Here is a 23925-nt window from a genome sequence, read left to right as displayed (position 1 = left end):
TTCAGGGCCCCGCGCCGATTCAGGTTGCGCGGGCCAGCCGCGTCAACTCCACGGCGGCCGAACGCATTTCACCGATCGAGGAGATGGGTGACGGATAGCCGATCCGGGTGTAGGCGACGCCGCGTTCGGTGCTCAGGCGCAGGTCCAGGCCGTATCGGTCGGCGCCGGTGCAGGTGGCGGCGGTGGCGTCGGGATAGCCACCCAGGGTGTGCGCCATCGCCAGCAGCGCGTCGGCGTGGTCGGCGTTGAGGTGGTTGATCGCGCCCGCTGAGTGCGGTGTGACCGGGTCGGGTTCGGCGGCGAGGTAGTCGACACCGGTGGCAGAGTCCATCCGGCCGTAGCCGCCGACCCAGCGCACCCGCTGCACCCGCAGCACCCACAGCGTGAAGTCGCTGTAGTCGATGTAGTACTTGGCGGCCTCGACGGCCGACAGGTGCGCTGCGCGCGCGGCGTCGCGCTCAGCTCCCTGAGGTTCCTGCACACGACCGGCCAGGGTGATGCGGGCATTGGCCAGCGGGTCGTCTTCGGCGGCCGGTGCCACGATGGCCAGGCTGGCCCGCGGATCACCCGCGAGGTTGCGGCCGTGCTCAGCGAGATCGGACACGCACAGCACCGGGGCGCCGTCGAGCAGGCCGTAGGTCACGAACGAGGCCCACGGGTCCCCGTCGGCCGTCAGGCTGGCCAGCGTGGCGGTGTTGGTGCAGGCAGCGATGGTGCGTGCTTCTTCAGCCGCCGACGGGCGGGCGGCGCCGGCCACCGGGTTCAGTGGTGGCGGCACGGTCGGGGCGTCACCGGGGTCGCCATGATCACGCGGAGATCCACCAGACGTCACGTCGGCACGATAGCGCGCCGGGGCCTGCCTGGGCACCACGACGGGTTCGAACTGACGGCCGCGTCGATTTACGGCCTGCTCCAGCAAACACCATCCGACGTCGGCAGTTGTCGCTCTATGCGAGAATGTCGATGAACTTGACCGCTCGACGGGAAATCCCGGGCTTTGGGGGCAACATGGCGGAGCTCGCTTTGCGCGCCGTAGCGCTCGCCGGTGTGCTCTCGATCGGTGTGCTGTGTGGCGGTGCGGGCGCGGCTCCGGCGCTGGCCGAGCCCACCGACTCGGGTCGATCCAGCCAGGACACCGGATCTTCTGCGGAGGGCGGTGAGGCCAGGTCAGGATCCTCGGGGATGCCGCGGATTCCGATCGGGGATGCCGGTGACCCGTCGAAGTCCGGCGACGTCGACGATCCGAGCTCCAGCAATTCCGACGACCCGAGGATCGCCGACCCCGACGACTCTGACGACGACGACGAGCAGGCCGGCGTCATAGGTTCCCACGGTGGTGGCAGTCGGGTGGGTTCGATCATCGATGCGCAACCCCCGGCGAAGGAATCCAAGAAGGCGGACACGAGCAACTCGCTGACCCTGCCGTTCTTCCGGGTGCCCTCGGCCAGCGAGGTGCCGGCCGGCACGTGGCCATCGATGTCGTCGTTCTACACCACCGTCGAGATTCCGCTGCCCACGCTGGGCGAGTTCCTGGCCGCGCTGCGGGTGGTGCCGCAGCCCCCGCCGCCCGGTCCGTCGATCCGCACCCAGCAGGAGGCTCCGGTCCTCGACGCGGGTTCTGGGACCAGCGGTGGAGCCGTCGGCGGTAGTGGCAGCGCCAGCAGCAGCCAACCCCCGGTCTTCCAGGCTCCGCTGGTCGTCTCGGTGCCCCGAGCGATGACGGTGGCCGGCGCCGGTCCGCGGGTCACCCGACCCGGGCAGGCCGGTGAACCCGCGGCCACCGCCCCGGGTGCCGCCGGCGTGCCGACCCCGCGAATCCGCGGTTCGGTGGCGCCCACCCCCGGAACGTCGGTGGCCCCGGCGCCGTTGTCGGCAACCGGCCAGATGGCAGGACCCGCCGGGTATCCGCGGGTGTTGACCGGCCCGACGTTGGCCGAGATCGCCGCCGTGGCGCTACCCGGTTTGGGAGGCCTGATGCTGGTGACGTTCGGCGGTGGTGTGCTCGGCTACCGCCAGGCCAACAGCCTGCGGTTCGTCCGCACCGCGGGCGCCGAGCGCTTCCTGGCCTAGCCTTGTCAGGCGTGGTTGGTTTCACGCCGTGCTGGGTAGGTTGACACCAGCTATGGATGACAGCACTCGCGGCCGCGCACCGGACCCTGCGCAGGGCAGCCATGTCGAAGACGGGGTGGTCGAGCATCCCACCGCAGAGGACTTCGGACAGGCGCGCTCGTTGCCCGAGGACCGGTTGTGGTTCAAGCGGGCGGTGTTCTACGAGGTCCTGGTCCGAGCGTTCTACGACTCGAACTCCGATGGCATCGGTGACCTGCGCGGTCTGACCGAACGCCTGGACTACCTCAATTGGCTTGGGGTGGACTGCCTTTGGCTACCGCCGTTTTACGATTCCCCGCTGCGCGACGGCGGCTACGATATCCGGGACTTCTACAAGGTGCTCCCGGAGTTCGGCACCGTCGACGATTTCGTGGAGCTTCTCGACGCCGCCCACCGCCGCGGGATCCGGGTCATCACCGACCTGGTGATGAACCACACCTCCGACTCGCATGCGTGGTTTCAGGAGTCGCGTCGTGATCCCGATGGCCCTTACGGCGACTTTTACGTGTGGAGCGACGCCTCCGACCGATACCCGGACGCCCGCATCATCTTCGTCGACACCGAGGAGTCGAACTGGACGTTCGATCCGGTGCGACGCCAGTTCTACTGGCACCGATTCTTCGCCCATCAGCCTGACCTGAACTACGACAACCCGGCCGTGCAGGAGGCGATGATCGACGTCCTGCGTTTCTGGCTGGACCTGGGCATCGACGGGTTCCGACTGGATGCGGTGCCCTACCTTTTCGAGCGCGAGGGCACCAACTGCGAGAACCTGCCCGAGACGCACGCCTTTCTGCGGCACTGCCGCAAGGTCATCGACGACGAGTACCCGGGCCGGGTGCTGCTGGCCGAGGCCAACCAGTGGCCGGCCGACGTCGTCGCCTACTTCGGCGATCCTGACACCGGCGGCGACGAGTGTCATATGGCTTTCCATTTCCCGTTGATGCCAAGGATTTTCATGGCGGTTCGGCGGGAGTCTCGGTTTCCGATCTCGGAGATCCTGGCCCAGACGCCGGCGATTCCGGAGACGGCGCAGTGGGGCATCTTCCTGCGCAATCACGACGAGCTCACCCTTGAGATGGTCACCGACGACGAGCGTGACTACATGTACGCCGAGTACGCGAAAGACCCGCGAATGAAGGCCAATGTCGGAATTCGCCGTCGGCTGGCGCCGCTGCTGGACAACGACCGCAATCAGATGGAACTGTTCACCGCATTGCTGCTGTCGCTGCCCGGTTCCCCGGTGCTCTACTACGGCGACGAGATCGGCATGGGTGACATCATCTGGCTGGGCGACCGCGACGGTGTGCGCACCCCCATGCAGTGGACGCCGGACCGCAACGCCGGATTCTCCACCGCCACCCCGGGCCGGCTCTACCTGCCGCCCAACCAGGACCCGCTCTACGGCTACCAGGCGGTGAATATCGAAGCCCAGCGCGATAATTCGGCCTCGCTGTTGAACTGGACGCGCACCATGCTCTCGGTGCGGCGTCATCACGAAGCGTTCGCCACCGGCGCCTTCCGTGAGCTCGGCGGCTCCAACCCGTCGGTGTTGACCTACGTGCGGGAGCTCGAGCGCGGCGGGCACACCGAGACCGTGCTCTGCGTCAACAACCTGTCCAGGTTTCCGCAGCCCATCGAGCTGAACCTGCAGCATTGGAGCGGGTACACGCCGGTGGAGATGACCGGTCACGTGGAGTTCCCCCGTATCGGTCAGTTGCCGTATCTGCTGACCCTGCCGGGCCACGGCTTCTACTGGTTCCTCCTCAAACCCGGAAATCCCGAGGCAGGAGAGATGGCATGACACTGCCCTATGGTGAATGGTTGCAGCGGCAGCGCTGGTATGCCGGACGCACCCGTGAGCTCGTGTCGGTGCAACCGGTGACCGTCACCCCGCTGTCCGACGACGCCGGACTCGACCTCGATCACGTACTGCTCGACGTGTCCTACACCGACGGCTCCGCCGAGCGCTATCAGGTGCTGATCCGTTGGGGCGCAGCACCTATCGAGGAGTACAGCGATATCGCCACCATCGGCACCGCAACACGCGCCGACGGCGAGCGCATCGCCTACGACGCGCTGTACGACCCGCGGGCCGCTCGGCATCTGCTGGCGCTGATCGAGGCGTCGGCGACGGTCGCCGAGCTGCGGTTCGTCAAGGAACCCGGCGCGGATCTGCCGCTGGACGCCGCCCCGCGGGTCTCCGGCGCTGAACAGAGCAACACCAGCGTCATCTTCGAGGAACGGGCGGTGCTCAAGGTGTTCCGGCGCATCACCGCCGGGGTCAACCCGGACATCGAGCTGAACCGAGTGCTCGCGCGTGCGGACAACCCGCACGTTGCGCGGCTGCTGGGGTCCTTCGAAACCTCCTGGGCGGGACCGGGCTCACTGCCGTGCGCGTTGGGGATGGTCGCCGAGTTCGCCGCCAACAGCGCCGAGGGCTGGGACATGGCCACGGCGAGCACCCGGGATCTGTTCGCCGAGGGCGACCTCTATGCCGACGAGGTGGGCGGGGATTTCGCCGGCGAGTCGCACCGGCTGGGTGAGGCTGTGGCGTCGGTGCACGCGACGTTGGCCGAGCATCTCGGTACCGGGACCGAGTCGTTCCCGGTCGACACCGTGCTGGAGCGCCTCCGGTCTGCGGTCGTGGCGGCACCAGCGCTGCAGGAACACGCGGGACAGATCGAGCAGAGGTACCGCGCGCTGGCGGGTCGGCCGATCACGGTGCAACGCATTCACGGTGATCTGCACCTCGGCCAGGTGCTGCGCACCCCCGAAGGTTGGTTGCTGATCGACTTCGAAGGGGAGCCGGGGCAGCCACTCGACGAGCGCCGCCGGCCCGATTCACCGCTACGCGACGTGGCCGGGGTACTGCGGTCGTTCGAGTACGCCGCCTATCAGCGGATGGTCGACCTGGCTGCCGATGACGACCGGGACCGGCAGCTGGCGGCGCGGGCGCGCGAGTGGGTGGCGCGTAACAGCGCCGCGTTCTGCGACGGGTACGCCGGGGTCGCCGGCACAGATCCCCGGGCTGCGGCCGAGGTGCTGGCGGCCTACGAATTGGACAAAGCGGTCTACGAGGCGGCTTACGAGGCGCGGTTCCGGCCGGACTGGCTGCCCATCCCGCTGCTGTCGATCCAACGCATCCTGGCCTGACGGTGCCACGTCTGACGCAATGACTGCAGGGCTGGCAACCGTGGCCGCCGGGTAGGTCGCCGCCGCTCTTCGGCTCCTACGACCGGCCCGCCCAGGCCGGTGGCTACGGGGGCATCCTTCGACGCCCGATGCCGACACAGCGGCCACGGTTGCAACAGCACCTTCAAGCTAACACAACGTGAGGCCGAAAACGCTGAACTGGGCACTGAGGGGTGATGCCGCGCAACGTTTTTCAGTCGGTGACTGCGCGCAGCACCAGGACCGTTCTGGCGTCGACTGTCACCGGGCTGCCGGCCGGATGAGACTCGTCGGGATCGGGTTCGGCTGCGGTGCACAGCACCGCCGTCCACGCCGAGCCGAACTCGGCCGGCGGAAGGGCGAACTCGATGGGTTCGTAGTGGGCATTGAAGAACAGCAAGAACGAGTCGTCGATGACCCGCTGTCCGCGCGCGTCCATGTCGGGAATGCCATGTCCGTTGAGGAATACCCCCACCGATTTCGCGTACTCGGTGCCCCAGTCATCACCGGTCATCTCGGTGCCGTCGGGAGTGAACCAAGCGACGTCGGGCAGACCGGCCGGACCGCGGCGGCCCAGCGGTTTTCCACTGAAAAAGCGCCGCCGGCGAAACACCGGGTGCCCGGCCCGCAACTGCGAGACCGTGCGCGTGAACTCCAACAGGTCGGTGTCGGCGTTCGCCCAGTCGATCCAGGTGATCTCGTTGTCCTGGCAGTAGCCGTTGTTGTTGCCGCCCTGGGTGCGGCCGAGTTCGTCGCCGTGGCAGATCATCGGCACACCCTGGCTCAGCATCAATGTGGTCAGGAAGTTTCGCTCCTGCTTGGCCCGCAGCGCCAGCACCTCGGGGTCATCGGTCGGTCCTTCGACGCCACAGTTCCACGACCGGTTGTGGCTCTCGCCGTCGTTGTTGTCCTCGCCGTTGGCCTCGTTGTGCTTCTCGTTGTAGGACACCAGGTCACGCAGCGTGAACCCGTCGTGGGCGATGACGAAGTTGATCGATGCCACCGGTCGGCGCGCGGTGTGTTCGTAGAGGTCGGCCGACCCGGTCAGCCGGTAGGCGAACTCGTCGAGGGTGGCCGGTTCGCCGCGCCAGAAATCACGTACCGTATCGCGGAACTTGCCGTTCCACTCCGTCCACTGCGGCGGGAAGTTGCCGACCTGGTAGCCGCCGGGGCCGACGTCCCACGGCTCGGCGATCAGCTTGACCTGGCTGACCACCGGATCCTGCTGCACGAGCTCGAAGAAGGTGGCGAGCCGGTCGACGTCGTAGAACTCGCGCGCCAGGGTGGATGCCAGGTCGAACCGGAATCCGTCGACGTGCATCTCGGTCACCCAGTACCGCAGCGAGTCCATGATCAGCTGCAACGTGTGCGGGTGCCGCACGTTGAGGCTGTTGCCGGTGCCGGTGTAGTCCATGTAGTAGCGCTTGTCGTCGTCGACGAGGTGGTAGTAGGCGGCGTTGTCGATGCCGCGCATCGACAGCGTCGGCCCCATGTGGTTGCCCTCGGCGGTGTGGTTGTAGACAACGTCGAGGATCACCTCGATGTTGGCCTCGTGCAGCGCGCGCACCATGGCCTTGAACTCCTGGACCTGCCCGCCCGGGTTGGGGTTGGAGCTGTACTTGGAATCCGGGGCGAAGAAGCCGATGGTGTTGTAGCCCCAGTAGTTCGACAGCCCCTTGTCGATCAGAGTGGAGTCGTTGGCGAAGTGGTGCACCGGCATCAACTCGATCGCGGTGACACCCAACGACTGCAGGTGCTCGATGATCGCCGGGTGGGCTACCGCGGCGTAGGTGCCGCGGATCTGCTCGGGGATGTCGGGGTGGGTTTGCGTCAAGCCTTTAACGTGCGCTTCATAGATCACCGAGTCGGCGTACTCATGGCCGGGCGGACGGTCCACGCCCCAGTCGAAGTACGGGTTGATCACCACGCACTTGGGCATGTTGGCCGCCGAATCGTCGTCGTTGCGGCTGTCGGTGTCACCGAAGGTGTAGCTGAACAGTGACTGGTCCCAGTCGAAGTTCCCGTCGATGGCCTTGGCATAGGGGTCGAGCACCAGTTTGTTCGGGTTGCAACGCGGCCCGCTGGCGGGGTCGTAGGGTCCGTGGACGCGGTAGCCATAGCGCTGACCCGGCTCGATGCTGGGGATGAATCCGTGCCAGACGAAGCCGTCCACCTCGGGCAGCGTGATCCGGATCTCGGTGCCGTCGGCGTCGAACAGGCACAGCTCCACCTTCTCGGCGGCCTCGCTGAAGACCGCGAAGTTGGTGCCGTACCCGTCGTAGGTGGCGCCGAGTGGGTAGGCCTTGCCCGGCCACAACTCGAGGTCGAGCGCGTCGCCCGGGGTGCTGATCTGGGTCAAAGGGATTCTCCTGAACTCCTCGCCGCGGCTGCGACGTTAGGGGATGCCCATTCGGGGCGCAGCGCAACCGTCGGGTGGGTCAGGTCACCACATCGACCCCGGCGCCGCGCAGCGCCTGCACTGCCTCGGCGCTGGACGTGGGCGACACCCCCGCGGTGAGGCCGAGCAGTACCCGGGTGGTGAACCCGGCCGCGACGGCGTCGGCGGCGGTGGCACGCACACAGTAGTCGGTGGCGATACCGACCACGTCGACGGCGTCGATGTCGCGGGCCCGCAGCCAGTCTGCCAGCGCGGTGCCGGAATCGTCGGTGCCTTCGAAACCGCTGTAGGCGGCGCTGTAGTGGCCCTTGGCGAACACCGCTTCGATCGGGGCGACATCGAGGTCGGGGTGGAAGTCCGCCCCGGTCGACCCGGCCACGCAATGTGGGGGCCAGGAGTCGACGAAGTCGGGGCGCTCGGAGAAGTGGCTACCCGGGTCGATGTGAAAGTCTTTGGTGGCCACGACATGTCGGTAGCGATCGGCCGACGGTCCGGCCAGTAGGTCGTTGACCGCGTGCACGACCGCTGCTGCGCCGTCGACGCCCAGCGAGCCGCCTTCGCAGAAATCGTTTTGCACGTCGACGATGATCAGCGCCACGCGCGACGAAGAACCGCTCACCGTGCCACGGTATCGCCGCCCTGGTCCACCCGCAGGTGCGCGGTCAGAAGCAGGTGGTCGAAATCCGCGCGCGGGGGCAGCGTCTCCTCGTAGACCAGCTGGCGGTAATCGAGCAACACGCGTTCGGCCAAGGCTCGAAGCTTGACGTTGCTTTCCTGGGAGCGCCAGCGCAGCAGCTCGAAGGCGGAGTCCGCATCGACCCGGTAGATCAGCATCAACATGCCTTTGACCTGTTCGATGACCGCGCGGTTCTCGGTGATCTCGGCCAGCGCTGCGGTCATCATCTCCTTGCTCACTGCGGCGATCGGTGTGACGTCGACATAGAAACCGTGTGTCCCCACCAGCCGGCCCTCGCCGTCGTTGAGACGGTCACCGATCACCACCACGTCGTGGGTCTGGCCACCGGTGTCGATGATGCGGTGCCGAGTCGAGAAGGTGCAGTGGGTGCGGCGCATCTCCTCCAGCGTGGCTGCCACCTGCTGGCGGTCGTCGGGATGCTTGTGGGCCAGCACAAGCTCGGTGGTCGGTGTCACGGTGCCGGGTTCGTAGCCGTGCAACAGCTGCACCTGCTCGGACCACTCCCAGCGCTCGTCGGCGAAGTAGAACCGGAACCAGCCGACCCGCTGCGGCGCACCGCCCGCGAGCGCCTGTTCCACAGCGTCGTCACCTGACACAAGATGAGATTATCGGCCAGGTTCGCCGATTTACCCGCCGAACAATAAATACAGTCCCAGGAACGTGTAACCCACCATGACCAGCATCATCGCCAGTTGTCCGGTGAGCTGATGCTGTTTGGGGAGCAGAACCAGGGACCGGTCGTGGGCGGCGACTACGGCCGCGATGTGGCCGGCCACCACGAAGCCGACTTTGAGGGTGGCCAGCAGCCCCGGGTGCATCGACAACAGGTAGCTGACCTCGGCCTGGGCGAGACCGAACACGTTCCAGCCGCGGCCCAGCGGATCAGCCAGCAGGATGACCGTCTGCTGTCCGCGCTCGACCAGATAGCTCAGGTAGTGGGCGAAGATGTAGCCGACCACGATGGGGATCAGGGAATGCGCCATCAGCCCGGGTAGCTCGCGCCGGCGCGCCGCGTCGACCCCGCCGGTGGCGCGCGCCGCCAGCCAGAAGGTGCCGGCGACCACCCCGATGAACACCAGCAACGCGGCGGTGCGCGCGAGGGTGGCGCCGGTCGGGGAGTTGGTCAGATCGGCCACGAGTTCGCGGAACTGGGGGCTGGCCGAGTAGCTGTCGAAGGCCGTCGACCCCAGCAGCACCGCCAGCACCGCGACTACCCCGGGCCGCACCGGCAGCGTCGGCAGCCGGTTGAACGGGTTGCCCACCGCGATGCGTCCGCGCTCGGTGCGCCCGAACATCGACAGCCGCGAGGCCACCATGCTGTACACCTCGAAGGGGTCGGCGCGTGAATTCCACCGCGAGCCGAAGCACAGGGCGCCGGCCAGCGTCACGGCCAGATACACCAGCAACCAGGACCGGATGGCGCCCAGCGAACCGGGGTCGTGGCTGGCCAGTTCCAGCCACACGAATGCCAGCAGTCCCGCCGCGGCCGGCCAGTAGCCCAGCGCGCGCGGGTAGCGCAGGCCGAGGTTGCGGCCGCCGATCAGCTTGTGCAGGGCGCGCACCGGTGACAGCACCCGCCACACCGGTCCGATCGCCCAGGACAGTGCCACCAGCCCAACCCACAGCAGCACGTAGAACACACCGGGCAGGGGGTTGTCGGCGTTCTGCGGCCCGAAGAATGCGGCCATCGCGACCCAACCGCTGAACGCCAGCGTCAGCGCCGCCAGCACCCAGCGGGTGGCCGGTGCGTCGACGGCGGCGGTGACCCACTGTGGCAACGGCCGGCCGGTGTGGGTGGCGTCGAATCGGGGCCGCTTCCAGGCCAGCGCGACCACGGCGAAGGTGGCGGTCAGCGCCCAGGCGGCCCCGATCAGCGCGTAGGTGAACGGAATCGGGAGGTCGGACGATCCCCCCAGCCCGTGCGCGAGTAGTTGCTGGTTCACCGCACCAAGATGGTGGCGATCGTGGTGTGCGTCTCGTGCAACTCGACGTCGACGCGGCCCGGCATCTCGACCGTGAATTCGAACGTCTGGCCCGGTTCGGGGGCCACCGCGAAGGTGTGTTCGGGTGTCGAGTGCACGTGCAACTCGTCGACGACGTCGCTGTCGATGTTGACCACGATGGGCTGGCCCACCGCTGCCTGCAACTGCTCGTTGGTCGGCGTCACCGTGCCCGCCTCGATGGTGACATCGAGGACCACCTGGTCGGGCTGTTGTTCGGCCGTCCCGGTCTGTTCGGTCGCCACCGGCGGTGAGGCCGCCGGTGAGGTGGCCTCGGGGGCGTCGGTGCCGCCGCAGCCGGCCAGCACCAGCGCGGTCGCCGCGATGATCAGGGTTGCGTTGATTCGGATCGTGATCACCTATCCGTTGTCGTCGTTGCGGGACTCATGTGCCGCATTTCTCTTGCGGTTGCGCACCGCGATGTAGACGACCACGCCCGATACCACGAACGCGGGAGCGAACGCCGGCACCGCCAACCAGATCGGATGGTCGGCCAGCAGGACAACCTCCGGGGGTGAGGTCATGTCTGCCCGGAGGGCTGCAGGTCGGCTCCGCGGCGCGGCTCGCTGTTGTTGATCCGGCCCCCGCCCCAGGCGATTCCCGCGACCATGGCCAACGAGCAGGCCAGCACCACCAGGCAGCCGATCAACCACAGCGACTGGGGGATGTCGTCGCTGCGCTCGCGCTGCAGGATGGTGATCTCGGAGACGAACGGCCGGGTGAACTGCTGCTCAGCGGGCAGTTCTTCGGCGCCGATCCCGGGGTCGGCGGCCAGGAAGATCGGCACCGCCGTGAGGGTCTTACCGTCGTGTACGCGGACCAGGGTCTTCCAGGTGCCCGACACCGGCATCGGTTCGGTCGAGACGTAGTGGCCGGGGCCGACCCGGTCGAGGATGTCGATGTACTGGCCGCGCTGATTCTCCAGACCGCCCTGCCAGCCGAGCACAGCCACCCAGTTCGGGTCATCGCTGATGACATCGGGCGGGTTGAAGCGAATGTCGGCGGTGACGAACCGGTTCCCGTCGACCGGCGGCGCCTCGGTCAGGGTGACCTGGGCGGTGGCGTTCTCCGGCGTGTTGTAGGTCAAACCGTTGGCTGTCGCAGCCCCGATGGCCACCACCGTCAGCGAGACCAGGCCGACGCTGATCGCGCGACGCGGCAGACGCTGCCCGGTGAGCACCATCCCGGCCATTGCGCCACACGCGCCCACCAGAACCGCCACCGGCACCGACATCACCAGCGCCTCGGCCCAGATGCTGCTCGGCCACGTCAGTGGGTAGACCGCGTTGATCCACAGCGACTCCAGCCACAATCCGATGGTCGCAATACCCAGACCGCAGGCCATGCCGAAGAGCACGGGCCGCTTGTACAGCGCAGTCAGCGCCAGCAACTCGACGACAAGGGCGGCACCGAGGTAGAGCGGGAACCAGTTGATCGGCGCATCGAGCACCGGGCCGACCAGGAATGCCACGATGCCGCGCAGGCCGATGGCGATCAGGGCCGCGATCAGCGCCGCCCCGCGGCCCAGGAAGATTCGCGCCATGACCAGGGCCAGCGCCGCGGCGGCGGCGATCAGCATGGGCTGGAACACCTGCCGGAACTGCGGTACGGCGAAGTCGAATTCGATCTGGTAGACCGATGCGCCGATCAGCACGCCGGCGAAAGCCAGGTAGAGCACGAACTTCAGACCGAGGCCATCGCGCGGCCGGTCCGGGCCGGCCGCCCTTCTGCCCTCGTATTCGAGGAACGCGGCGGCCAGGGTCGAGAAGCCGGCCCCGCCGATCATCATCAGGTGCGTCGGACCCCACAGCGTGACGTCCTGGCCGAACAGTCGGTGCCAGATGTCGTCGAGCGGGAAGCCGGTCAGGGCATACAGGCCGCACCCGGCCATCACGATGCCACCGACCGGGGCCTGCCAATGATCGGTGATGCGCACCGCGGCAGGTCCGGGTTGTTCGTCGCCCAGCGGCAGCACCATCGCCGTGCATCCTGCGACGAAGATGCCGAACAGCCCGATCAGGATGAAGTAATGCGCCGGGTTGGCCAGCGCGCCGTCGTCACGACCGTCGCCGATGTGCAGGCTGACGTCCCAGATGAACCCGAACAGCGCGCAGATGATCGAACTGGTGAACAGCGCGACCGGCAGCGCCACCCAGGAAGGTCGTTTGAAGCGTCGGCCCGTCCAGTCGGCCAGCGAGGTGAGCCAGGTGATTTTGTGGGTGCGGTGCATCCAGCCGATCCAGACCAGCACCGCCGAGACGATCGCACCCGCAACCGTCAGGCCGACGATCTCGCTGATCGCGGCGCCGCCACCCTCATCCGCCTGCGCCAGCAGCGAAACATCCAGCTGCGAAGACGACCCCGAAAACGCCCACGAATACGTCATTGCCATCCCCATCGTTCGCGCGCCGCACACCTATGTGACTGATCGGTAATGTTGCCACTACTTTGCTGGGTGAAACCAGGGGTACCGCCTTTTCCGGTTATTTGCGTGGCGGACGCAGCACCTTCATCGCCATCTGCATGACCGGCTCGGGCAACCGGTCCTTGGCCGCCAGGGCCTGCGCGGCGGCCCGGGTGCGCAGCGGGGTACCGCGACCGAAGTAGCGGTTGAGCGGACCGCCGCTGGGTTCGAGGTCGACGTGCAGTGGCGGTGCCCCGTCGGCGGCCCCCAGCGCCCGGGCGATCACCATCCGCTGAATCTCGCTGGTGCCCTCGAAGATGGTGTAGAGCTTGGCGTCGCGGTACCACTTCTCCACCGGATGATCTTTGATGTAGCCCCAGCCACCCATCGTCTGGATGGCCCGCTCGGTGGTCTTCACCGCGACCTCGCTGGCGGCCAGCTTCGACATCGAGCCCTCACCGCGCTCGAACGGCACACCGGTGGCCGCCATCCAGGACGCCCGCCAGGTCAGCAGCCGGGCCGCGTCGATCTGGGTGGCCAGATCCGCGATCGGGAACGCGATGCCCTGGTTGTCGATGATCGGCGCACCGAAGGCCTCCCGCCGATTGGCGTACTCGGTCATGTATTCCAGTGCCGCGCGGGCGATCCCGAGAGCTTGCGCGGCGACCATCGGCCGGGTCTGCTCGAAGGTGCCCAGCGCCGCCGAGCGGGAATGGCGGGCCCCCTGCACGGCCTCGCGTGCCTTGGCCAGCTTGTATTCGAGCTTTTCGTGCCCTCCGAGCAGGTTCTCCCCGGGAATGCGCACGCCGTCGAACTTCAGCTCGGCGGTGTGTGACGCGCGGCAGCCGAGCTTGTCGAGCTTGCGCACCAGATGCAGACCCGGAGTGCCGCCTGGCACGATGAACAGTGCCTGGCCCTTGTGGCCGAGCTCCTGGTCGACGACGGCGTTGACGACGTGGACGTCGGCGATGCCGCCGTTGCCGATCCACATCTTGTGGCCGTCGATGATCCAGTCATCACCGTCACGCCGGGCGGTGGTGCGCAGGTTGCGCACGTCGCTGCCACCTTCGGGTTCGGAGATCGCCAACGCCGCCAGCTTGAGATCCCCCGGCGTGCCGAAGCATTCCGGTGCCCACTGCAGCATCTGCTCCGGAGATGCGGCCTGACCGATCGCCGAGAGAGCCAGTGCCGGCATCACCACCGCCAGCCCGATCCCGGCGCATCCCCAGAACAGTTCCTCCATGAACATCGGCAGCGACAGCCCGGTCGGGTCTCCGATCAGGTCGCGGTAGAACAGCGGACTGTAGAAGCCGCGGGTGGCGGCCTCCTCGAGGACCGGCCACGGAAACTCCTGGCGCTGGTCATAGTCCGGGGCGACCGGCCTGATCACTTCCTCGGCGAACTGGTGCGCGCGCCGGGCCAGATCATGCTGGGCTGCCGTGGGCGTGATGTTGAAGGTCATGTGCCGCCCCCTCGTTGGTCGGACCTACGGTGCCTGTAGTACCCACCGGGGCCGACAATCTCACCGGGTGCGATCACGAAGCCTGCGAGTCCCGCGTCGCCGATGCCGGGTTCAGACTCCAGTCCGGTGCGGGCTTGAGCAGCGCCAGGGCCACGCTGCTCAAGCCCATCAGGACCATGGTCAGCACCAAGAACGGTGCATAGCCGCCGAAGATGTCGGAGGTTGCGCCGGAAGCCAGCGGACCGAACGCGGTTCCCAGCGACAGGGCGGCGACCAGCCCGCCGAACAGGCCGCCGAAGTTGCGCAGTCCGAAGTATTGCGATGCGAGGTAGGCGATCACGTCGACCTCCGCCCCGAGGGTGAGCCCGAACAGTGCCGCGGCCACGGTTTGGCTCACCGGGTTGGCGCCGTCGAACAACAGCAGCGCGCTGCCGGCGATCGGCACCAGGTAGGCACACGCGCCGACCACCCGCCCGGAGAAGCGGTCGAGCAGCAGTCCGACACCGAGCCGGCCGACGATCGAGAAGACTCCCACCAGCGATGCGGTGCCGGCCGCGGCCAGCGGCTCGGCACCTGCGTCACGCAGGATCGGGACCAGGTGGACCACCACTCCGAGCGTGGTGAAAGCGAAAAGCCCTGCGGCGAGCAGCAACTGGTAGAAGGTGAGCGAGCGCAGACCCTCTCGCAAGGTGATGCCGGGCAACTCGGCAGGGGCTGCGACCACCTCGGGGTCCGGGGTGCGCGAGACGTCCACCGCGGTGGGAAGTGGTGGCGCGGTCGGTTCTGAGTCGGGCGCGGTGCGCACATCCTGGTCGCCGTCTCGGGCATCGTCTTGGGCGCCACGGAAGAACAGGGTGACGGCCAGCAGAACCAGCGCGCCCCACATCAGCGCCAGACCGACGAATGCGCCGCGCCAGCCCCAGAACCCGATCAGCGCGGTGGCCAGGGGCGGGAACACCGCAGCGGCCAGCGAACCCCCTGACAGCGTGACCGCGAATGCCAGCCCGCGCGAGTGCTCGAAACGACTGGCCACCGCCGACGTCCACACCGTGGTCTGCACCCAGAACGACGCGAACGCCAGCAGAGCCCACAGCAGGATCCAGTTGGCCATCGAGCCGGTCGCACTGCCCATCAGCGCGAAGCTCGCCGCCATCAGGATCACCCCGCAGATGCCCACCCGGCGCGGGCCCAGCCGGTCGACCATCAGTCCGATCGGCAGCGCCGCGGCCGCGGCAGCCATGCCGACGATCGTCAGACCCACCGAGGCCTGTGCGCGCGACCAACCGAACTCGTCCTGCAGCGGCTGCATGAACGCGCCCAGGCAGTAGACGTGGATGACACCCATCGAATAACCCAGTCCCGCCGCGATGGGTACCTTGCCGAAGCGGCGCCACTCGACGACCGCGCTGCTGGTGCTGTTCGACATGCCGATCCCTTGTCAGTGAGGCGGCGAAGTGTAAAGGCGCTGCCGCTGGGGCGCAGTCTAACCAGCGGCGATGGCAGCGGTGGATACGCTGAGATGATGGCCCGCACCTACGCCACCGCCGACCTGGTATCCCTGCCCGAACTGCTCGACTTCATCCGGCCGCGGCACCGCATGGTGCTGACCACCTTCCGGGCCGGGGAATCGCTGCAGAGCTCCCCGGTCACCGGCGGAGTCGACTCCGAGGGACGCATCGTGGTCGCCAGCTATCCGCGCCGGGCCAAGGTGGTCAACCTGCGTCGACGGCCGCGCGCCAGCGTGGTGGTGCTCTCCGACGAGTTCGACGGGCCCTACGTTCAGGTCGACGGGTACGCCGAGGTCGTCGACCTGCCGACCGCGCTCGAGCCGCTGGTCGAGTACTTCCGGGTGATCTCCGGCGAGCACCCGGACTGGGACGAGTACCGCGCCGCCATGGTCGAGCAGGGCAAGTGCCTGATCAGGGTCACACCGCAGCGTTGGGGGCCGGTCGCGAAGGGCGGGTTCCCGCCGCCCCGGCCGGAGTCCTAAACATAGGGTGAACAGGACGTTCAGCGGCGACTGTGGTAGTCAGAGCTAGCACGCGTTGCGTCTGCTAGCACGTCAAACTATAGTCTGGACACATGTCCAGGAGGGTTCGGAATTCCTTGCGCCATTCAATTCGGGCAGCTCAGGGCTGCTTCCTCAGCTGGACCGGCGCCCCCGCGCGCCACTGCGAAGCGGTGGACTGACCGTGCGCATCGCCTTGCTGTCGTATCGGAGCAAGACCCATTGCGGTGGCCAGGGCGTCTACGTCCGTCACCTCAGCCGCGGCCTGGTGGAACTGGGCCATGAGGTGGAGTTGTTCTCCGGACAGCCCTACCCCGACGGCCTGGATCCGAGGGTCACCCTGACCAAAGTGCCCAGCCTGGACCTCTACCGGGAACCGGACCCGTTCCGCATCCCGCGGCCCAGCGAGATCAAAACCAGCATCGACCTGCAGGAGTTGCTGACCACCTGGACCGCGGGCTTCCCTGAGCCCAAGACGTTCAGCATGCGCGTCGCACGGTTACTGGCCGACCGGCGCGAGGACTTCGACGTGGTGCACGACAACCAGTGCCTGGGCACCGGGCTGCTGGAGATCGCCGAGTCGGGCCTGCCGGTGGTGGCCACCGTGCACCATCCGATCACCCGGGACCGGGTCCTCGATGTCGCGGCTGCCGCGTGGTGGCGCAAGCCGCTGGTACGCCGGTGGTACGCGTTCGCCGAGATGCAGAAGGAGGTGGCCCGGCAGATCCCCGAGCTGGTGACCGTGTCGTCGACCTCGGCCGCCGACATCGCCGAGGACTTCGCCGTCGACCCCGCGCAGTTGCACGTGGTCCCGCTGGGTGTCGACACCGAGCTGTTCCGACCGGCCCGTGACCGGGTGCGCAATCGCATCATCGCCATCGCCAGCGCCGACGTGCCCCTCAAAGGGGTCAGCCACCTGCTGCACGCCGTCGCGCGACTGCGTGTCGAGCGTGACCTTGAACTGCAGCTGGTCGCCAAGCTGGAACCCAACGGCCCGACCGAGAAGCTCATCGCCGAGCTCGGTATCTCCGACATCGTGCACAGCTCCAGCGGCGTCAGCGATGCCGAGCTCGCACAGTTGCTCTCCTCGGCCGAGGTCGCTTGCATTCCTTCGTTGTACGAAGGCTTTTCGTTGCCGGCGGTGGAGGCCATGGCCAGCGGCACGCCGATCGTCGCCAGCCGGGCCGGAGCGCTGCCCGAGGTGGTCGGACCCGACGGAGACTGCGCCCGGTTGGTCACGCCCGCCGATGTCGACGAATTGACCGCGGTGCTGGGGGAGTTGTTGGACTCGCCGCGCGAACTGCGCCGTCTGGGTGACAACGGCCGGCAGCGGGCGCTGGAGGTATTCAGCTGGGAATCGGTTGCCGCACAGACAGTCGCGGTTTATGAACGAGCGTGCGGGAGGGTCGCAGCATGCTGACGGTGGATTTCGACCGCCTCGGGGTCGGCCTCGGCACCAAGGTGATCGATGTCGGTTGCGGCGCGGGGCGGCACACCTTCGAGGCGTTCCGTCGAGGCGCCGATGTGGTCGGGTTCGACCAGAACGCGTCCGATCTCAACGACGTCGACGAGATTCTGCAGGCGATGAAGAAACAGGGCGAGGTGCCGGCGTCGGCGTCGGCCGAAGCGGTCAAAGGTGATGCGCTGGACCTACCCTACCCCGACGGCACCTTCGACTGCGTGATCGCCTCGGAGATCCTCGAGCATGTACCTGAGGACGACCGGGCCATCGCCGAGCTGGTCCGGGTGCTCAAACCCGGTGGACGGCTGGCGATCACAGTTCCGCGTTGGCTGCCAGAGCGGATCTGCTGGGCACTGTCGGACGAATACCACGCCAACGAAGGCGGGCACATTCGCATCTACCGTGCCGATGAGCTGCGGGACAAGGTGACCGCCCACGGATTGACCCTGACCCACATCCACCACGCACACGCACTGCATTCGCCGTACTGGTGGCTCAAATGCGCTGTCGGCACGGATAAGAACGACCATCCAGCAGTGAGCGCCTATCACAAACTGCTCGTGTGGGACATGATCGACCACCCCTGGTTGACGCGCACTGCCGAGTCGCTGCTCAATCCGGTGATCGGAAAGAGCGTGGCTCTCTACTTCGACCGGCGCGTTTCGAGCTGATGTCCGACATCCCCAGCGTCCCTGGCGTTTTCACGTCCGATCAGTGTCTGCAAACCGCTGAGTCGATTGCGGCGACGCAGGAGTCCAGTGGAGCGATTCCGTGGTCGGTGGGCGGGCACACCGACCCGTGGGACCACGTCGAGAACGCAATGGCGCTTACCGCCGCGGGGCTGCTCGAACCCGCGCGCAGGGCGTTCGAGTGGTCGCGGACCACCCAGCGTGACGACGGCAGCTGGCCGATCCAGTTGCGCGACGGCGTGATCGAGGACGCCAACAGCGACAGCAACTTCTGCGCCTACATCGCCACCGGCGTGTGGCACCACGTCCTGGTCACCGAGGACCACGAGTTCGCGGTCACCATGTGGCCGGTGGTGGCCAAGGCCATCGAGTTCGTCCTGGAGTTGCAGTGCGAGACCGGCGAGATCGCATGGGGCCTGGGCCCCGGCGGCCCGACCACAGAAGCTCTGCTGACCGGTTGCGCGAGTATCCACCACGCCATGCGCTGCGCGTTGGCGCTGGCCGACTACGTCGGTGAGGCTCAGCCGGAGTGGGAGTTGGCAGCCGGTCGGCTCGGGCACGCGATCGCCGATCACCCGGAAGCGTTCGTTGCCAAGGATCGCTGGTCGATGGAGTGGTATTACCCGATCCTCGGTGGCGCGCTGCGCGGCGACCGGGCACACTCACGCATCGATGAGCGCTGGGACGACTTCGTCGTGCCGGGACTGGGCATCCGGTGTGTCGATGACCGACCCTGGGTCACCGGTGCCGAAACTTGTGAATTGGTAATGACTTTGGAAGCTCTCGGACAGCATGACCGAGCCCACGAGCAGTTCGCGGCGATGCACCACCTGCGGGAAGAGGACGGGTCGTACTGGACGGGACTGGTGTACGCCGACGGTAAGCGCTGGCCGGTGGAACGCACCACCTGGACCGGCGCCGCGGTGATACTGGCCGCCGACGCGCTGTCGTCGACCACTGCGGGCAGCGCGCTGTTCCGTGGGGCCGATCTGCCGCGCGGACTGGAAAGCGACTACGACTGCGAGTGCGCCACCAGCGAGCGCTAACCGCTGCGCAGCGACCCGGGCAGACCGGACTCGCGTTGCAGCACCCGCATCGAACCGACGACCCGCACCTCCCGGAAATCTCCGGAATCCAGTGCGCGACGGTAAATGTGGTACGGCGCCTGCCCTCCGTCGGCCGGGTCGGGGAACACGTCATGGATGACCAGAGCACCTCCGACATCGACCCATTTGGCCCAGCCGTCGAAGTCGCGGTTGGCTGCCTCTTCGGTGTGGCCACCGTCGATGAACAGGAACCGCAGCGGGGTACGCCACCCGCGTGCGACCACCGGGGACCGCCCGACGATCGCGACGATGTGTTCATCGAGGCGGGCGGCGTCGAGGGTGTGTCGCAGCGTGGGCAGGGTGTCGAACAGGCCGGTCACCGGATCGACCATCGCTTCGTCGTGGTACTCCCAGCCCGCCTGGTGTTCCTCGGAGCCGTGGTGGTGGTCGACGGTGTAGATCAGGCCGCCGGTCTGCTGGGCCGCGGCGCCCAGCAGGACGGTGGACTTGCCGCAGTACGTGCCGATCTCGACGCCGATCCCGTCGGCGAGGTAGGCCAACGCGGTGTCGTAGAGCGCGCGTCCCTCGTCGGCAGCCATGAATCCGGTGACCCGGTCTGCCAGGTCGAACAATGCGGCGGCCTGCGGCGGCAACGCGGCTGGGGTGTCAGTCATCGCGTCCAACTTACCGGTGCCTGCCGTTGCTGAGGACAGGTGGTTGTAGTAGCGTCCGGACATGTGTCCGATCCGGCGCTGGAGTCGACTCGGCGCAGGCTGACGGCCCGACAGGCCGACACGGTGGATCGGTTGGGCCGCGCGGCGGTGGAGCTGATCACCCGGGAGGGCTTTGCCGGGATGACAGTGCGGCGGGTGGCCACGGCCGCCGGTGTCGGTGCGGCCACCGCCTACACCTACTTCTCATCCAAAGATCATCTGGTCGCCGAGGTGTTCTGGCGCCGTCTGGTCAATTCCCCGGAGGTGGCCCACGAGTCCGCCGATGCGGTAACCCGGGTGGTCGAGGTGCTGGGGCATATCGCGATGCTCGTCGCCGACGAGCCCGAGTTCGCCGGGGCGGTGACGACCGCGCTGCTCGGCAAGGACCCCGACGTGGAGGAGCTGCGGCTGCGCATCGGTCGCGACATTCGCGAGCGGCTGTGCGCCGCGTTGGGCCCGGGCATCGGCCTTGACGTCGTGGAGTCGCTGGAGATGCTCTACGCGGGCGCGCTGGTGCGGGCAGGCATGGGGTACGGGACCTACCGTGACATCGCCGACCGGCTGGAGAAGTCGGCTCGGCTGATGCTGGAGTAAGCCACTAGCCGGTTCCGAGTATCGCGGTTGCCGCGGCCACCGCCGGCTCCACCAGTTCGTCCAGGTTCCGTCCGTCCTCGACGAAAAGTGCTGTCAACTCCCGTAATCCGCCGAGCAGGATGACTGCCAGCGGGGCCGAGACCGGTGCCAGACCGGCGCGGGCGAAGCCCGCGCCGGCGGTCAGTGCGAGCAACATGTCGGTCAGGTTCGTCATCGCGTGGCGGTGCAGCGGCGCCGCGGCAGCGCCCAGTGCAGGTGCCTCACGAATCCAGCTCAGCGTGATGGCCGGGCGCGCCCCGATATGCCCGACGTAGGCCTCGACAGCTTGGCGGATCTGCAGCCGTGGGTCGGCTTCGGGGTCGACGGCCCTGCCGATGGCGGCGATCAAGTCGGTGTTGTTGCGCCGCAGCAGTTCGACCAGACACTGCTCTTTTCCGGAGAACTGCTCGTAGAACGTGCGTTTGGAGGTGCGGGCGTGGCGGACGATGTCGGCCACGGTGGTCTCGCGATAGCCGCGGTCGCCGATCGCGGTGGCCAGCCCGTCGAGCAGGCGATCGCCCACGGCGGGCAGCGTCGGTGTGGTCGTCACGCCACGACCTTTCGGGCAAGGGTCTTGTGCAGTGTTGGTACTTGGCGGTACCGTACCCGAAACACGCTCGGTACACCGCAGTACCGCTGCATCGACCGGGAAGGCCCCCATGAGTGAGTCGACGATCGCGTCCCCACCGGTCGCCGTCGCACCGGTGTCGCAGGTGCGCCTGCCGCCAGCTCCGCGAATCCCGCATCTCCTTCAAGCCGTGGGCTTTTCGGTATCACGCAAGTGGATCGTCGGCAAACTCGTGCCGCGCTACGGCGGCGCGTTCACGATGAGGTTGCCGGTCTTCGGCCCGACGGTGATCGTCGCCGATCCGGTGCTGGCCAAGCAGCTGTTCATGGCCGACACCGACGCGGTGGGCAACATCCAGCCGAACCTGTCGCGAGTGCTGGGGTCGGGCTCGGTGTTCGCCCTCGACGGCGCCGATCACAGGCGTCGGCGCAAGTTGCTCACTCCGCCTTTTCACGGTCGCAGCATCAAGAATTACGAGCGGATCTTCGAGGAGGAGACGCTGCGCGAGGCAGCGACCTGGCCGCAGGGCCGCCCGTTCGAGACCCTCGAGCCGATGATGCGTATCACGTTGAACGCCATTCTGCGTGCGGTGTTCGGGGCCGATGGCGCGCATCTGGACGAGCTGCGCCGCATCATCCCGCCGTGGGTGACGTTGGGATCGCGCCTTGCGGTGTTGCCGACCCCGAGCCGGACCTACGGCCGGTTCAGCCCGTGGGGCCGACTGGCGGCCTACCGGCGTCGTTACGACGAGGTCATCGGACGGTTGATCGACGACGTCCGCAACGACGCGGCCCTCGACGAACGCGATGATGTGCTGGCGCTGCTGCTACGCAGCACTTACGAGGACGGTTCGTCGATGTCGCGTCAGGACATCGGCGACGAACTGCTGACGTTGCTGGCTGCTGGGCACGAGACCACCGCAGCAACCATGGGCTGGGTGTTCGAACGCATCAGTCGCCACCCCGAGGTACTGAAAAAGCTCGTCGCCGAGGCGGATACCGACGACAACGAGTACCGCCAGGCCACCCTGCTGGAGGTGCAGCGGTCCCGCACCGTGATCGACTTCGCCGGCCGCCACGTCTATGCGCCGACCTTCGAACTCGGCGAGTGGGTGCTGCCGCGCGGCTTCTCGATCGTGGTCGCGATCGACCAGGTGCACCAGCGGTCGGCGGACTATCCCGATCCGCAGCGCTTCGACCCGCAGCGGTTCGTGGGCCAGCGGCCCGCCACCTTCGCCCACATTCCGTTCGGTGGCGGTACCCGCCGGTGTGTGGGGGCGGTGTTCGCCAATGTGGAGATGGACGTGGTTCTGCGAACGGTGTTGCGCCACTTCACGATCGAGACGACCACGGCGCCGGGAGAGAAGGCGCACTCGCGCGGTGTGGCCTACACGCCCGCCGACGGTGGGCGGGTCGTGGTGCACCGCCGCTGAGCGGCGAATCGAGCCACCGCCGCTGAGCGGCGAATCGAGCCACCGCCGCTGAGCGGCGAATCGAGCCACCGCCGCTAGCCGCCCACACCACTTCTCTTCGGCAGCTTCCAGCCGGGCCGCGGGAAGTGGCAGGTGTAGCCGCTCGGATAGCGCAGCAGGTAGTCCTGATGCTCGGGCTCGGCCTCCCAGAAGTCGACGGCCGGGCTCACCTCGGTGACGACCTTGCCCGGCCACAACCCGGAGGCGTCGACATCGGCGATGGTGTCGAGCGCGACCTGCCGCTGCTCGTCGTCGACGTAGAAGATCTCGGAGCGATAGCTGGTGCCGACGTCGTTGCCCTGCCGGTCCTTGGTGGTGGGGTCGTGGATCTGGAAGAAGAACTCCAGCAGCGCCCGGAAGTCCGTCTGTTCCGGGTCGTAGATGATCTCGATCGCTTCGGCGTGCCCGGGATGGTTGCGGTAGGTGGGGTGGTCGTTGCGGCCACCGGTGTAGCCGACCCGAGTGGACACCACACCGGGTTGCTTGCGGATCAGGTCCTGCATGCCCCAGAAACAGCCGCCGGCAAGTACCGCGCGCTTGTGGTCGCTCATCTGTGTGCTCCTCTCGAGCGTCGTCCAGGCACTACCGCCAGGCTACCGTCGGTAGGCGTCGGTAGAACCGGGCTCGCATCGGAGTTCATCCCCTCGGGCTAGTCTGGGTCCATGCGCAGTGCTGTGCTGATCGTCGCGGTCCTCATCGGCATGTGCGCGGCACCCGCCGCCGCGCAGACACCGGGCCCGGTCCCGGTCCCGGAGGTCCCGCCCGATCCTGCGGTGACGGTGTTCGTCGACGAGCCCGCGATCCTCAACGCGTATCCGACGCGCCCGCAGGCCTATAGCCGGGTGCCCGACGATCGGTCGGTGCGGCTCTACTTCACCAGCGGGACGCCGGAGTGTTTCGGCGCGACCGCGACTGTCGAGGAGACCGCCGACGACGTCGTCGTCACCCTGCACAGCGGAACGATGCCGCATGCCGTCGATCGTGCCTGCATCCTCATCGCCTTGGTCGGTGCGATCGACGTACCCCTGCAGCATCCCCTGGGTTCCCGCACGGTGCACAGCGCGACCTGAGCCACCCTCGACAAGCCGAGC

The 23925-nt window shown here is 67.6% G+C and carries 23 protein-coding genes; 10 read left to right on the top strand and 13 right to left on the bottom strand.

Going from position 1 to position 23925, the window contains the following annotated elements; all coding sequences use genetic code 11:
* Positions 1–19: 19 nt before the first annotated feature.
* Positions 20–832 carry a HugZ family protein gene (locus tag KXD98_RS25355; RefSeq protein WP_260761047.1) on the bottom strand — a complete coding sequence of 271 codons (813 nt, stop codon included), beginning with the start codon at positions 830–832 and terminating at the stop codon, positions 20–22.
* Positions 833–1008: 176 nt separating this feature from the next.
* Between KXD98_RS25355 and KXD98_RS25350 the strand changes: the two genes are divergently transcribed.
* The 3 genes from KXD98_RS25350 to KXD98_RS25340 are packed head-to-tail and all read left to right on the top strand — an operon-like array spanning position 1009 to position 5265.
* Positions 1009–2070, top strand: coding sequence for a hypothetical protein (locus KXD98_RS25350; RefSeq protein WP_260761046.1), 1062 nt, complete (start codon positions 1009–1011; stop codon positions 2068–2070).
* A 52-nt stretch (positions 2071–2122) separates the two neighbouring features.
* Positions 2123–3913, top strand: a complete 1791-nt coding sequence (gene treS, locus KXD98_RS25345) for a maltose alpha-D-glucosyltransferase (RefSeq protein WP_260761045.1) — start codon at positions 2123–2125, stop codon at positions 3911–3913.
* Positions 3910–5265 (top strand): maltokinase N-terminal cap-like domain-containing protein, encoded by a 1356-nt coding sequence (locus KXD98_RS25340; protein ID WP_260761044.1) that lies wholly within the window; start codon positions 3910–3912, stop codon positions 5263–5265. Before treS ends, KXD98_RS25340 begins: the two co-directional genes overlap by 4 nt.
* 232 nt (positions 5266–5497) lie before the next feature.
* Here the strand turns inward: KXD98_RS25340 and glgX are convergent, their stop codons facing one another.
* From glgX to KXD98_RS25295, 9 genes are all read right to left on the bottom strand, one after another.
* Complete coding sequence (gene glgX, locus KXD98_RS25335; protein WP_260761043.1) at positions 5498–7642, bottom strand: glycogen debranching protein GlgX; 2145 nt, start codon at positions 7640–7642, stop codon at positions 5498–5500.
* Between the two features lie 79 nt (positions 7643–7721).
* Positions 7722–8300, bottom strand: a complete 579-nt coding sequence (locus KXD98_RS25330; protein WP_260761042.1) for an isochorismatase family protein — start codon at positions 8298–8300, stop codon at positions 7722–7724.
* A complete protein-coding gene (locus KXD98_RS25325) occupies positions 8297–8974 on the bottom strand; it encodes a PAS and ANTAR domain-containing protein (RefSeq protein WP_260761041.1) in 678 nt (225 codons plus the stop codon). Before KXD98_RS25325 ends, KXD98_RS25330 begins: the two co-directional genes overlap by 4 nt.
* A gap of 30 nt (positions 8975–9004) precedes the next feature.
* Positions 9005–10321 carry a hypothetical protein gene (locus tag KXD98_RS25320; RefSeq protein WP_260761040.1) on the bottom strand — a complete coding sequence of 439 codons (1317 nt, stop codon included), beginning with the start codon at positions 10319–10321 and terminating at the stop codon, positions 9005–9007.
* Positions 10318–10737 (bottom strand): hypothetical protein, encoded by a 420-nt coding sequence (locus tag KXD98_RS25315; protein ID WP_260761039.1) that lies wholly within the window; start codon positions 10735–10737, stop codon positions 10318–10320. Before KXD98_RS25315 ends, KXD98_RS25320 begins: the two co-directional genes overlap by 4 nt.
* Positions 10738–10902, bottom strand: coding sequence for a hypothetical protein (locus KXD98_RS25310; RefSeq protein ID WP_260761038.1), 165 nt, complete (start codon positions 10900–10902; stop codon positions 10738–10740).
* Positions 10899–12764 (bottom strand): hypothetical protein, encoded by a 1866-nt coding sequence (locus KXD98_RS25305; RefSeq protein WP_260761037.1) that lies wholly within the window; start codon positions 12762–12764, stop codon positions 10899–10901. The genes KXD98_RS25310 and KXD98_RS25305 overlap by 4 nt, the downstream gene beginning before the upstream one ends.
* A 97-nt stretch (positions 12765–12861) precedes the next feature.
* Positions 12862–14244, bottom strand: coding sequence for an acyl-CoA dehydrogenase family protein (locus KXD98_RS25300; protein WP_260761036.1), 1383 nt, complete (start codon positions 14242–14244; stop codon positions 12862–12864).
* Between the two features lie 73 nt (positions 14245–14317).
* Positions 14318–15670 carry an MFS transporter gene (locus tag KXD98_RS25295; RefSeq protein ID WP_260761035.1) on the bottom strand — a complete coding sequence of 451 codons (1353 nt, stop codon included), beginning with the start codon at positions 15668–15670 and terminating at the stop codon, positions 14318–14320.
* Positions 15671–15766: 96 nt separating this feature from the next.
* On the opposite strand from KXD98_RS25295, the gene KXD98_RS25290 reads away from it, so the two are divergent.
* The 4 genes from KXD98_RS25290 to KXD98_RS25275 all read left to right on the top strand — a co-directional run bounded on the left by KXD98_RS25290 (position 15767) and on the right by KXD98_RS25275 (position 19449).
* Positions 15767–16234, top strand: coding sequence for a PPOX class F420-dependent oxidoreductase (locus KXD98_RS25290; RefSeq protein ID WP_260761034.1), 468 nt, complete (start codon positions 15767–15769; stop codon positions 16232–16234).
* 202 nt (positions 16235–16436) lie between these two features.
* Positions 16437–17672 carry a glycosyltransferase family 4 protein gene (locus KXD98_RS25285; RefSeq protein WP_260761033.1) on the top strand — a complete coding sequence of 412 codons (1236 nt, stop codon included), beginning with the start codon at positions 16437–16439 and terminating at the stop codon, positions 17670–17672.
* The gene (locus KXD98_RS25280; protein ID WP_260761032.1) at positions 17666–18385 is read left to right on the top strand and encodes a class I SAM-dependent methyltransferase; all 720 of its coding nucleotides are present in this window, start codon (positions 17666–17668) and stop codon (positions 18383–18385) included. Before KXD98_RS25285 ends, KXD98_RS25280 begins: the two co-directional genes overlap by 7 nt.
* Positions 18385–19449 carry a prenyltransferase gene (locus KXD98_RS25275; protein WP_260761031.1) on the top strand — a complete coding sequence of 355 codons (1065 nt, stop codon included), beginning with the start codon at positions 18385–18387 and terminating at the stop codon, positions 19447–19449. Before KXD98_RS25280 ends, KXD98_RS25275 begins: the two co-directional genes overlap by 1 nt.
* Here the strand turns inward: KXD98_RS25275 and KXD98_RS25270 are convergent.
* Positions 19446–20123 carry a class I SAM-dependent methyltransferase gene (locus KXD98_RS25270; protein WP_260761030.1) on the bottom strand — a complete coding sequence of 226 codons (678 nt, stop codon included), beginning with the start codon at positions 20121–20123 and terminating at the stop codon, positions 19446–19448. The two genes, KXD98_RS25275 and KXD98_RS25270, sit on opposite strands and share 4 nt — an antisense overlap.
* Positions 20124–20186: 63 nt before the next feature.
* On the opposite strand from KXD98_RS25270, the gene KXD98_RS25265 reads away from it, so the two are divergent.
* A complete protein-coding gene (locus tag KXD98_RS25265; protein ID WP_260761029.1) occupies positions 20187–20756 on the top strand; it encodes a TetR/AcrR family transcriptional regulator in 570 nt (189 codons plus the stop codon).
* 4 nt (positions 20757–20760) lie between these two features.
* Here the strand turns inward: KXD98_RS25265 and KXD98_RS25260 are convergent, their stop codons facing one another.
* Entirely contained in the window at positions 20761–21345 is a 585-nt protein-coding gene (locus KXD98_RS25260) for a TetR/AcrR family transcriptional regulator (RefSeq protein WP_260761028.1), read from the bottom strand.
* Between the two features lie 109 nt (positions 21346–21454).
* Here KXD98_RS25260 and KXD98_RS25255 point away from each other — a divergent pair, with 109 nt between their 5' ends.
* Positions 21455–22795, top strand: coding sequence for a cytochrome P450 (locus KXD98_RS25255; protein ID WP_260761027.1), 1341 nt, complete (start codon positions 21455–21457; stop codon positions 22793–22795).
* A 74-nt stretch (positions 22796–22869) separates the two neighbouring features.
* Here the strand turns inward: KXD98_RS25255 and msrA are convergent, their stop codons facing one another.
* Positions 22870–23385 (bottom strand): peptide-methionine (S)-S-oxide reductase MsrA, encoded by a 516-nt coding sequence (gene msrA, locus KXD98_RS25250; protein WP_260761026.1) that lies wholly within the window; start codon positions 23383–23385, stop codon positions 22870–22872.
* 111 nt (positions 23386–23496) lie between these two features.
* Here msrA and KXD98_RS25245 point away from each other — a divergent pair, with 111 nt between their 5' ends.
* Positions 23497–23904, top strand: coding sequence for a hypothetical protein (locus tag KXD98_RS25245; protein ID WP_260761025.1), 408 nt, complete (start codon positions 23497–23499; stop codon positions 23902–23904).
* Positions 23905–23925 lie beyond the last annotated feature (21 nt).

Source organism: Mycobacterium sp. SMC-4 (genome assembly GCF_025263265.1).
Classification (GTDB): Bacteria; Actinomycetota; Actinomycetes; order Mycobacteriales; family Mycobacteriaceae; genus Mycobacterium.
The sequence above is the reverse complement of the archived record's forward strand: the minus strand, read 5'-3'. Positions and strand labels throughout refer to the sequence as shown.